Consider the following 11188-nt stretch of genomic DNA (forward strand, 5'->3'; position numbering starts at 1 on the left):
TTCTTACTCTTCGTCATTGTCTTCAAGAGCCTCATCCAGCTCAATGAAGTCATCCTCATCTTCATCCTCGTCAATGTCAACGAGTTCTTCTCCGTCAAACTCCTGCTTTGTATAGCCATGTTTGCCGTAGTCTTCTTCTCTGTCATGATGTCTTCTGGAATCTCCCTCGATGACAGAACGAAGGTCTGTGTCACCGTAATCTACAGATTCAAGAAGATGTACTTCTGTATTGTCATCCTTGAGTACCTTCACATCCAGACCAAGAGACTGAAGTTCTTTTAAGAGAACCTTGAAGGATTCCGGAATACCCGGCTCAGGAATATTGTCACCCTTGATGATTGCTTCGTATGTCTTAACACGTCCAACAACATCATCGGATTTTACTGTCAGAATTTCCTGCAGTGTGTAGGATGCACCGTATGCTTCCAGTGCCCAAACCTCCATCTCACCAAAACGCTGTCCACCGAACTGTGCTTTACCACCCAGTGGCTGCTGTGTTACCAGAGAGTAAGGACCTGTAGAACGTGCATGGATCTTATCATCAACCAGATGGTGCAGTTTCAGATAGTGCATGTGACCAATTGTTACAGGACTGTCGAAATACTCTCCTGTACGGCCGTCACGCAGACGCACTTTACCGTCTCTGGAAATCGGAACACCCTTCCACAGTGCTCTGTGGGCTTTGTTCTCATCCAGATACTGCATTACATCCGGTGCTAAAATGTCTTTGTATTTCTCGCGGAACTCTTCAAAGTCTTCTGTGTTTACATAGTCGTTTGCAAGTTCCAGTGTATCCTGGATATCATGCTCGTTTGCACCCTGGAAAATAGGAGTTGCAACGTTGAATCCAAGTGCTTTCGCAGCAAGGCTTAAGTGAATCTCCAGGACCTGTCCGATATTCATTCGGGAAGGCACACCCAGAGGATTCAGCACGATATCAAGAGGACGTCCGTTCGGAAGGAATGGCATATCTTCAACAGGAAGTACACGGGAAACAACACCCTTGTTACCATGACGTCCGGCCATCTTATCACCAACGGAAATCTTTCTCTTCTGTGCGATGTAGATACGTACGGACTGGTTAACGCCAGGTGACATCTCATCGCCGTTCTCTCTTGTAAATACCTTGGCATCTACGATAATACCGTATTCACCGTGAGGTACTTTCAGAGAAGTATCACGTACTTCACGTGCTTTCTCACCAAAGATTGCACGAAGAAGTCTCTCTTCTGCCGTAAGCTCTGTCTCTCCCTTAGGAGTAACTTTACCAACAAGGATATCGCCGGCACGTACTTCAGCACCGATACGGATAATACCACGCTCATCCAGATCCTTCAGAGCGTCATCACCCACACCAGGAACATCACGTGTGATTTCTTCCGGTCCCAGTTTGGTATCACGGGCTTCACATTCATATTCTTCAATATGAACAGATGTATAAACATCGTCCATAACAAGTCTTTCACTGAGGAGTACCGCATCCTCGTAGTTATAACCTTCCCATGTCATGAATCCGATCAGCGGGTTCTTACCAAGAGCAAGTTCTCCGTTTGCTGTGGAAGGACCATCTGCGATAACCTGTCCTGCCTCTACGTGCTCACCCTGGAATACGATTGGTTTCTGGTTATAACAGTTACTCTGGTTACTTCTCAGATATTTAGTCAGATGGTAATCATCTTTTGTACCATCATCATTCTTAATGCTGATATCTGTAGATGTGGAACGAAGTACAGTACCAGATTTCTTTGCAACTACGCAGACACCGGAGTCAACTGCTGTCTTCACTTCCATACCAGTACCAACTACCGGAGCCTCTGTTGTCAGAAGCGGCACAGCCTGACGCTGCATGTTTGATCCCATCAGCGCACGGTTGGCATCGTCGTTCTGCAGGAACGGGATCAGGGCAGTAGCGACGGAGAATACCATACGAGGAGATACATCCATGTAATCAAACATATGACGCTCATACTCCTGAGTCTCTTCACGGAAACGACCGGATACATTCTTATGAATGAAATATCCTTCTTCGTCCAGAGGCTCATTCGCCTGTGCTACATGGTAATTATCCTCTTCATCAGCAGTCATATATACAACCTCATCTGTTACACGAGGATTCTTAGGATCTGATTTGTCGATCTTGCGGTATGGTGCCTCAATAAATCCGTACTGATTGATTCTTGCATAAGATGCAAGAGAGTTGATCAGACCGATGTTAGGACCTTCAGGTGTCTCGACAGGGCACATTCTTCCGTAATGGGAGTAATGGACATCTCGAACCTCGAATCCGGCTCTGTCTCGTGACAGACCGCCAGGTCCCAGGGCGGAAAGACGTCTCTTGTGTGTCAGCTCACCAAGAGGGTTGTTCTGATCCATAAACTGTGACAGCTGGGAAGAACCGAAGAACTCTTTCACTGCTGCAGTTACAGGTTTAATATTAATCAGGGACTGTGGAGAAATATTCTCTGTATCCTGAGTTGTCATTCGCTCACGAACCACACGTTCCAGTCTGGAAAGACCGATTCTGTACTGGTTCTGAAGCAGCTCACCTACCGCACGTATACGACGGTTGCCCAGGTGGTCGATATCATCGGCATTGCCAAGGCCATATTCCAGATGCATATTGTAGTTAATAGAAGCAAAGATGTCTTCTTTTGTGATATGCTTCGGGATCAGATCATGGATATCTCTGTGGATTGCTGCAATCCTGTCTTCTAATGTATCATTTTCTTCCAGAATGTTTTCGAGAACAGGGTAGTATACTGCTTCTGTAACACCGATGCTCTTTGGATCTTCAATTTCCGGAAGATAGTGGCGGATATCAACCATTAAGTTAGAAAGAACCTTGATTCTACGGTCTTCCTCGCCAAGGATCCATACATATGGAACAGCGCTGTTCTGGATGGTATTTGCCATTTCTTTTGTCACAACAGTTCCTTCTTCTGCCAGGATTTCGCCTGTAGAAGCATCAACAACATCCTCAGCCAGTCTGTGACCAACGATTCTTCTGTTGAGGTGGAGCTTCTTGTTAAATTTATAACGTCCAACTTTCGCAAGGTCATATCTTCTCGGATCAAAGAACATTGCATTGATAAGGCTCTCCGCACTCTCAACTGCAAGCGGCTCACCCGGACGGATTTTCTTGTATAATTCAAGAAGACCTTCCTGATAGTTGGTGGATGTATCCTTTGTAAAACTTGCAAGGATCTTTGGCTCTTCACCGAAGAGATCAATAATCTCTGCATTGCTTCCTACACCAAGTGCTCGGATCAGAACAGTGATCGGAACCTTTCTTGTTCTGTCAACACGTACATAGAAAACATCATTAGAGTCTGTCTCATATTCCAGCCATGCACCTCTGTTCGGGATAACAGTACTGGAGAACAGTCTCTTACCAAGTTTATCATGCGCTATTGCGTAATAGATTCCAGGGGAACGTACTAACTGGCTGACAATTACTCGTTCTGCACCATTGATGACAAAGGTACCTGTAACAGTCATGATCGGTAAATCTCCCATGAAAATCTCGTGTTCGTTGATTTCCTCTGTTTCTTTGTTAATCAGTCTCACTCGAACCTTCAAAGGTGCGGCGTAAGTTGCGTCACGTTCTTTACACTGTTCGATAGTATATTTCGCATCCTTCTCGTCAAATGTAAAGTCGATGAATTCCAGGCTGAACTTTCCGCTGTAGTCCGCGATCGGAGAAATATCATCAAAGACTTCCCTAAGTCCTTCATCAAGAAACCATTTATAAGAATCCCTCTGGACTTCGATCAGGTTTGGCATTTCCAGGACTTCTTCTTGTCTCTGGTAGCTCATACGCATGCTTTTTCCAGTTTTTACAGAACGAATTCTGTTTTTTTCCATTGACGTTTCACCCCTGTTTTTTCTTTAAATTTATTATAACTTGACCCTTTTTGCCAAAAGACATAAAGGCACATCTTGCCATAATATAGCATTCTTCACTATAGCACAGCAAGTTGCGCCTGTCAATCACTTTTTTGATATTTTTTTAATTTTTTCAAATAATTGCAACAGTCACTATTTCGTTACTGTGAACGGAGCGAACAGTAACGCTATTTCTTCGGGATTTTACTGTTTCTTACGTGGATACGATTTGAATATCCATTTCCTTCAAAACGATTGCCTTTATAACTGCTGATATGAGAACGGATAAATTCCGCCGCATATCCTCTGTTGCTGCGGAAGGAATTTCCGTCTGCCGAAATCCCCTTTGATCCGGCAATTCGCAGACCTGATTTTTTATTGGAACCACAGACATTTCCCTGCACAGAAGAATGATTGCTTCTTATATTGAGTTCAATTCCATTGATCGCATTTTCAGAAACAAAATTATCCGCTACCATTGCTGACTCACATCTCTGCAGAAGAATTCCTCTTGCCTTATTTTTAAAACTGTAATTGCCATCAACCACACTCTTATCAATACATTTTACAAGTATGCCATTTGCCGCACTGGTACTGACTCTGTTGTGTTCAATACGGCTTCCTGCTGCAAGCCCTGAAGCCAGAATCCCATCTTTCATAAATCCGGAGACTGTATTTCCGTAAATCCGGCAGATTTTCTGTGAAGCCTCTGTTCCGACTGCATAAATCCCATATCCGTTTCCGCCGGAAAGATTGTTATAGGAAACTCTGATATTGCTTCCCTTGGCAACACTGATCCCCATATTGTTGTAGGTATGACTATCAGAAAGTCTGACTGTGTTCCCCCTGCATGAACAGTCTTCTGCAAGGGAAAATTTAATTCCGTCGCAATTTCCGCTGATCGTATTATTTCTGGCTGTAACTCCGCGAATAATATATCTTCCCGCCGGAATTCCATTGGTCGTCGGATTTGCTGTATTCTCAGGATCATCATCTTCAGAAGGAATAGTTTCTCCTGCTGAGCCCAGAGATACCTCGCCTGTGATCCAGATTCCATATCCATTCCATTGTTTGCCATCTATTACGGTTGGTTCCAGAACTGTGATCTGATTATCAGCGATCAGAATATTCTCTGCGTACTGATTTCCCTCCGGAGATACTTCCTGACCGCTGACAGTATGTGCATTTCTGGTATAAACAGAACGCACATAAACACCACCGCCCACATTTGTCATGGTATTTCCCGTCACAACCGTATCCTGATAATTCAGGCACCATATTGCTCTCTTTTTCAGATTATTAAACCGGTTGTTACTGATCGTGATATTTTTATACGGTTTATCAAACATCATGCTGTGGCTTCCAATGCCGGCAAATACATCTTCAAAGGTATTATCCTTTATCACAATGTTCTCACAGACACTTCCGTCATATGGAAGATATCCCGGGAAAATTCTCGGCATACAGGCATCCAGCTGGATACATTCCTGTCCGCCGCCTGTAAACTCTTTCCAGTAGCCCCTGAACGTACATCCTGTAATTTCTGCATTCTTCACTCCTGCAAGTTCCAGAAAATGCGATTTAAGGTTATTAAGAAATGTAACATTCTTCACTGTAACATTCGTAGCATGACCGATCCTAAAACCTACAAACCCTCCAGGTCCTCCCTTGTCTTCCACACATTCATAGTTTGAATCCCAGGTTCCGCCATCGATAGTTATATTACGGTATCCCTCGTATCCGCCTGCAGATTTCTTTGTATCGCCAAGACGGAGCAGGATTTCTTTTCGCGGTGAAGTCTTTGTTATCGTGGCACCCTCTGCATATAGATAGATATTGCTGTACATATGCAAAGTTCCCGTAAGTGTATAATTTCCAGGCGGCACGATAACTTTGCACTGCTTTTCATCCGTTGCCTTGTCCCTGGCCTGTGCCAGCAGTGTATTTAACTTTACAGTAATATCCTCTCCATCCTGCACATTCAGCACAAGTTCCTGCATATTTTCGCGGAACTGATCCGCATCCTCCGCTGAAAAAGTTTCAACGTCTCCATCACCGAAACCGTCGTCATCCCCAAATTCATTCTCTTCAGTTTTCTCTGCCGACTGCGCATCCGGTATTGACACATCTCCAAAAGTCTCTGAATCTTCTGATGAATCTTCAAACATCTGTCCTTCTTCCAGTTCAGCCGCCTGTACTTTTACACCTGCATATGGAGTCAGGCAAAGCTGGGCTGCAATGATGATACCAAATATGACTGCCGTTTTTCTTTTCATCATAGTCTGTAATCCTCCGGCTCTGTAAAAAAAGCAGGAATACCAGTGGCATTCCTGCTTGCAAATCTTCTATATATAATAGGAAGATAATTATTTAAGGTTAACCTTAGCGCCTTCAGCTTCAAGTTTTGTTTTGATATCTTCAGCTTCTGCTTTGGATGCGCCTTCTTTAACAACCTTAGGAGCTCCGTCAACCATTTCTTTAGCTTCTTTAAGACCTAAGCCAGTTACTTCACGAACAACTTTGATAACTTTAACTTTGTTTGGTCCAACTTCTGCAAGTTCTACATCGAACTCATCTTTTTCTTCTGCTGCTTCTGCTGCTCCAGCTGCTGCTACTACAACACCTGCTGCTGCGGATACACCAAACTCTTCTTCACAAGCTTTTACTAAGTCGTTTAATTCTAATACAGATAATTCTTTGATTGCTGCAATAAATTCTTCTGTTGTTAATTTTGCCATTTTAAATTCCCTCCATATAATATTATTTAATTCGGTAACTCTTCAGCATCCTCGTGGATGGTGATTTTCGAATAGTTACTAGATTCGTTTTATGCCTCTGGCATTAAAAATTATTCAGCTGCTGCTTCAGAGCCGTTTTTCTCAGCGATCTGATTAAGCACACGAGCGAAGTTTGTAATCGGAGACTGGATGCTTCCAAGCAGTTTGCCGAGAAGTTCTTCTCTGGACGGGATTCCAGCCAGTGCCTGAATACCTGCCTGATCGTTGTAGTTTCCTTCAACGATACCTGCAACTAATTCTAAAGCCGGTGCTTTCTTTGCGAATTTATCAAGGATTCTTGCAGGAGCAGTTGCGTCTGTAGCAGAGATTGCTATAGCGTTTGTTCCATGTAAATGCTGGATAAGTCCTTCGCACTGAGTACCTTCGAATGCGCGATGCATCATTGTGTTTTTGTATACTTTGTATACAACACCAGCTTCTCTTAATTCCTTACGTAAAGCAGTATCCTGTTCAACTGTAAGACCGCTGTAGTTAACAAGTACTACAGATTCTGCATCTTTCACGTTGTTGATAATTTCGTCTACGATTGGTTGTTTAAGTTCTACTTTTGCCATGAAATGGTACACCTCCTTATAGATTTTGTATACCGCTGCAAATGAGTAAATAAAAAGCCTTACTGTCTGGCAGTAGGGCTTGCGTAATCTTACATAAAAATATAAAGAATACTTAGTCCTCGGTAGGCGTTTACAACTTATGCCTTGCGGCACCTACTGTCTTCGGCAGCGTTCTGGTATAAGATAGCATATGAGATTTGGGTTGTCAAGAGGTTTTTTCGGTTTTTTGTTGATTTTTTCATTAAGGGACGCGTAAGCAGGATTCTCTTTTGGGGTTCAGTTTCGGGAGCAGGAACTCTAAGGCCTGCAAAATCTGCTAAGTGCATGAAAAAAGAAGGCAAAACTCGCCTGCGGCTCAGACAGTTGCCTTCTTTTTTCATAACGCAGATTCCGCAGGCCTAAGAGTTGCTACACTCCCTACAAGATTCACCCCAAAAGAGAATCCTGCTTACGCTGGTAGTTGGAAAATTGTCGTTACTGTTCACACACCACTGTCCTGCGAGGTGTTTTGGCATGAATATGCCAAAATCCCGAGACATACAAGCCAAAATTCCATTGCCGCAGGCAATCTGGAATGAATTTGGGCTACGTTACTGTGAACGGAGTGAACAGTAACAAATTGTCAGTATATCTAAAACAAATTTCTGCTATATTGATGCAGGGTGAGTTCTTCATATGCGCAGTATAGGTATGAGATGTAACAAATCACGCTGTTCTTACATTGTTCCGAATATACGGTCTCCGGCATCTCCAAGGCCTGGGCAGATGTAGGCGTGATCGTTTAATTCACGATCAAGATGTCCACAGTAAATCTGAACATCCGGATGTGCTTCGTGGAGACGTTTGAGTCCTTCAGGGGCTGCGATGATGCACATGAATTTAATATTTTTTCCGCCCTGTTTTTTGACAAAGTCAACGGCTGCTTCTGCGGAGCCACCGGTTGCGAGCATTGGATCTACGATCACTGAAATTCGCTCATCAATTGCTTCCGGGAGTTTGCAGTAGTATTCGTGTGGTTCATGGGTTACAGGATCACGATAGAGTCCTACATGGCCTACTTTTGCAGATGGCACAAGTGTGAGAATACTGTTTACCATTCCAAGGCCTGCGCGGAGCACAGGGATAACCGCCAGCTTCTTTCCTGAAATCATTGGTGTCATGCAGGTTTCAATAGGGGTTTCTACTTCTACATTTTCTACAGGAAGATCCCGGAGAGCTTCGTATCCCATGAGGATTCCAATCTCTTCTACTAATTTACGAAATTCATTTGTTCCTGTGTTTTTGTTTCTCAGCATGGATATTTTATGCTGGATCAGCGGATGATTCATAATATAAACGTTTTCCATTATCTTAATTCCTCGCTTAGTTGAATATTTGTTACTTTTTATAAATTCTACATCTGCTTACGTACAATGCGGTATTCGTCACCCATCTTGAAGTATGGACACTGATTGAAGTTTCCGGTGATGAACTTCACCATTTCATCTTCGTCAAGATTTATTTCACAGGTGTAGCATTCATAGTCGTCATCATAACTGTAGTTTACACAATATTCGCAGTTTACTGCATCGGACATTATTTACTCCTCTCTTTGTTTCCGGCATATTTCATTTCTATCCGGTATCTCCTTTTGGATTTTTTATGTTGCCTTTGTACCTGTGCAAAGTTTGCTGTTTCTGATATACTATGGTGTTGGGATCAAAAGATATTTCTTCCCTGAACTATTGCTTATAGCAATTCCATAAAATAACTATGAGGTTACATTTATGATATTATATCATATATCTGCAAAAAAATTAATAACACGCTGTACTTTTTCAATGCTCGCAGCATCTCTTATATTATGTCCGGCTGTTTTTTCCGGATGTTCGGCAAAAACGGAAAATGTCAAAAATACGGATGCCGGTTCCCAGGATCCCATCTCTGCCACTGCGATCAAACTGAATACTGCAGTTACGGTCACTATCTATGATTCTCAGGACAGAGAGCTGCTTACAGAATGCATGAATCTTTGTGACAAGTATGAGAAAATATTCAGCCGCACCGCAGATGACAGTGAATTATATCAGTTAAACCATCGGGAACTTACACCTGTGAAGGGGACAGAGAATACTTATCAGGTGTCGGCTTCTCTGGCGGAGCTGGTTTCTAAGGGACTTGATTATTCTGTATTATCTGAGGGTGCATTTGATATTGCTATTGAACCGCTGACTTCTCTGTGGGATTTTACTGCTGAAAATCCAAAAGTGCCCAAGGACAGTCTGATCCAGGCAGCACTGCCCAAATGTAATTATCACAATATCTCTGTTGATACAGATAAAAATGAGATTACATTAAAGACAGACGATACTGCAATCGAACTCGGTGCCATTGCCAAGGGTTATATCGCAGACCGCCTGAAGGATTATCTGGTTTCTCAGGATGTAAAAAGTGCGATCATCAATCTTGGCGGAAATGTTCTCTGTATTGGCGAAAAAACAGACAATTCTGCTTTTAAGATCGGAATCCAGAAACCATTTGCAGACCGAAGCGAAACTATTGCTGTTATGGACATCAGGGATAAGTCAGTGGTTTCCTCAGGAATTTATGAGAGATGCTTTGAACAGGATGGCACTTTGTATCATCACCTGCTCAATCCTAAAACCGGCTATCCTTATGATAACGGGCTGATTGCAGTTACCATTATTTCCGATCAGTCTGTGGATGGAGATGCGCTGAGCACGACCTGCTTTGCTCTTGGTCTGGAGGATGGCATGAAACTGGCCGAGTCTCTGGACGATGTACAGGCATTTTTCGTAACTTCTGATTATGAGATTCACTATACCAGAGATTTCCAGAAAAAAATCAAAGTTACGGAAACAGAATAAATCTGTCTCTGATGACTTAAATTGAAAAAACAGAAATATAAATCAACGATTATTAACTGGCGTTTTGACTTAATCAATAGATTTTGATTTTCAAATCATACAATCCACACTAATTTCTTGACCTAATTTGCAATTTGTAAATTTCCAGTCAAATATTTTTGCCTGTTCGCTTGACTTAATTTGTTATTCTATAAAATCTCAGTCAACATACTGTTAATTATTTCATGACTTATATGAAACTTTTTTTGATTTAAGTCAATATTGTACATAGCTGACAAAAGTCCCCTGCTTATTGCTTTTCGCAACCTCCGCAGGGGACTTACCCTATTCAGTTAAACTTATCACTCAGCCTGACAGTTCTTCTGACGATTATTCATTTTTAGGATAATAAGCGGGAATCCTCGGCAATTCAATTACCGAGATGAAAGCGCAAACTGTGCATATCTGCACTCATAATAAATAAAAATAACAAAATGATTTTCATTCAATTTCTCCCTTCTCCTCCCTATAAAAAGCTGTATCCAGCATTATAAAAAAAGAAAATATGTTCGATATTTTATTGCGAAATTTTTGATATCATGGTATACTATATGCATGAAAGAAAATCTTATACATTATCGCACTTGTGTGTGTAATATTAATTACCATATGGTATGGTCGGTAAAATACCGGCGGAAGATATTAAGTGCGGAGGTCGAGGCATATCTGCAGGAACTGGTGCAGGAGATCGCAGAAGATAAGGGCTTTACGGTCCATCTGTTTGAATGTGGGGAAGGAGACCATGTACACTGTTTTGTGTCAGCCCCTCCGAAATTATCCATAACTGCGATCGTGAAATACCTGAAGGGGATCTCCGGCAGGAAACTTTTCGAACGTTTTCCGGAAATAAGAAACCAGCTTTGGAAAGGGGAGCTGTGGAACCATTCCTATTATGTGGAAACGGTCGGATCTGTATCGGAAGAAAATATCCGCAGGTATATCGAACATCAGAGCAAAGCGTACTGATACGATGGAGGAGAGGAAATGCTGCTGTCAAAGAAAACATCCATAAAGGTCAGCCGGGAATATGCGAACCTCATCGGGC

8 protein-coding genes and 1 other annotated feature are annotated in these 11188 nt (G+C 42.4%); of the genes, 2 read left to right on the forward strand and 6 right to left on the reverse strand.

Features of this window, described 5'->3' with window-relative positions; translation table 11 throughout:
* Positions 1-3: 3 nt before the first annotated feature.
* The 6 genes from rpoB to LJE11_RS12040 all read right to left on the reverse strand — a co-directional run bounded on the left by rpoB (position 4) and on the right by LJE11_RS12040 (position 8813).
* Positions 4-3864, reverse strand: a complete 3861-nt coding sequence (gene rpoB, locus LJE11_RS12015) for a DNA-directed RNA polymerase subunit beta (RefSeq protein ID WP_227296027.1) — start codon at positions 3862-3864, stop codon at positions 4-6.
* Between the two features lie 209 nt (positions 3865-4073).
* Positions 4074-6164, reverse strand: coding sequence for a right-handed parallel beta-helix repeat-containing protein (locus LJE11_RS12020; RefSeq protein WP_227296029.1), 2091 nt, complete (start codon positions 6162-6164; stop codon positions 4074-4076).
* An 87-nt stretch (positions 6165-6251) separates the two neighbouring features.
* A complete protein-coding gene (rplL, locus tag LJE11_RS12025; protein WP_008705176.1) occupies positions 6252-6623 on the reverse strand; it encodes a 50S ribosomal protein L7/L12 in 372 nt (123 codons plus the stop codon).
* Positions 6624-6733: 110 nt separating this feature from the next.
* Complete coding sequence (gene rplJ / locus LJE11_RS12030) at positions 6734-7237, reverse strand: 50S ribosomal protein L10 (protein WP_227296032.1); 504 nt, start codon at positions 7235-7237, stop codon at positions 6734-6736.
* A 41-nt stretch (positions 7238-7278) separates the two neighbouring features.
* Positions 7279-7421 (reverse strand) — a sequence feature (ribosomal protein L10 leader region).
* A 532-nt stretch (positions 7422-7953) separates the two neighbouring features.
* The gene (gene upp / locus LJE11_RS12035; RefSeq protein ID WP_055053923.1) at positions 7954-8583 is read right to left on the reverse strand and encodes a uracil phosphoribosyltransferase; all 630 of its coding nucleotides are present in this window, start codon (positions 8581-8583) and stop codon (positions 7954-7956) included.
* 47 nt (positions 8584-8630) lie between these two features.
* On the reverse strand, positions 8631-8813 hold the full coding sequence (locus LJE11_RS12040) for a DUF6472 family protein (RefSeq protein ID WP_008705180.1): 183 nt from the start codon (positions 8811-8813) through the stop codon (positions 8631-8633).
* Between the two features lie 190 nt (positions 8814-9003).
* On the opposite strand from LJE11_RS12040, the gene LJE11_RS12045 reads away from it, so the two are divergent.
* Both LJE11_RS12045 and tnpA read left to right on the forward strand, forming a co-directional pair.
* Positions 9004-10104 (forward strand): FAD:protein FMN transferase, encoded by a 1101-nt coding sequence (locus tag LJE11_RS12045; protein ID WP_195303065.1) that lies wholly within the window; start codon positions 9004-9006, stop codon positions 10102-10104.
* 594 nt (positions 10105-10698) lie between these two features.
* Positions 10699-11109: an IS200/IS605 family transposase gene (gene tnpA / locus LJE11_RS12050; RefSeq protein ID WP_202018854.1), complete on the forward strand. Its 411-nt coding sequence runs from the start codon at positions 10699-10701 to the stop codon at positions 11107-11109.
* Positions 11110-11188: the final 79 nt, after the last annotated feature.

This window comes from Blautia sp. DFI.1.216 (assembly GCF_020594215.1).
Lineage (GTDB): Bacteria > Bacillota > Clostridia > Lachnospirales > Lachnospiraceae > Blautia_A > Blautia_A wexlerae.

What these genes read in the sequence shown, in the direction of transcription:
- rpoB (WP_227296027.1), bottom strand. Translation starts at nt 3,864, where the DNA reads ATGGAAAAAAACAGAATTCGTTCTGTAAAAACTGGAAAAAGCATGCGT.
- LJE11_RS12020 (WP_227296029.1), bottom strand. Translation starts at nt 6,164, where the DNA reads ATGATGAAAAGAAAAACGGCAGTCATATTTGGTATCATCATTGCAGCC.
- rplL (WP_008705176.1), bottom strand. Translation starts at nt 6,623, where the DNA reads ATGGCAAAATTAACAACAGAAGAATTTATTGCAGCAATCAAAGAATTA.
- rplJ (WP_227296032.1), bottom strand. Translation starts at nt 7,237, where the DNA reads ATGGCAAAAGTAGAACTTAAACAACCAATCGTAGACGAAATTATCAAC.
- upp (WP_055053923.1), bottom strand. Translation starts at nt 8,583, where the DNA reads ATGGAAAACGTTTATATTATGAATCATCCGCTGATCCAGCATAAAATA.
- LJE11_RS12040 (WP_008705180.1), bottom strand. Translation starts at nt 8,813, where the DNA reads ATGTCCGATGCAGTAAACTGCGAATATTGTGTAAACTACAGTTATGAT.
- LJE11_RS12045 (WP_195303065.1), top strand. Translation starts at nt 9,004, where the DNA reads ATGATATTATATCATATATCTGCAAAAAAATTAATAACACGCTGTACT.
- tnpA (WP_202018854.1), top strand. Translation starts at nt 10,699, where the DNA reads ATGAAAGAAAATCTTATACATTATCGCACTTGTGTGTGTAATATTAAT.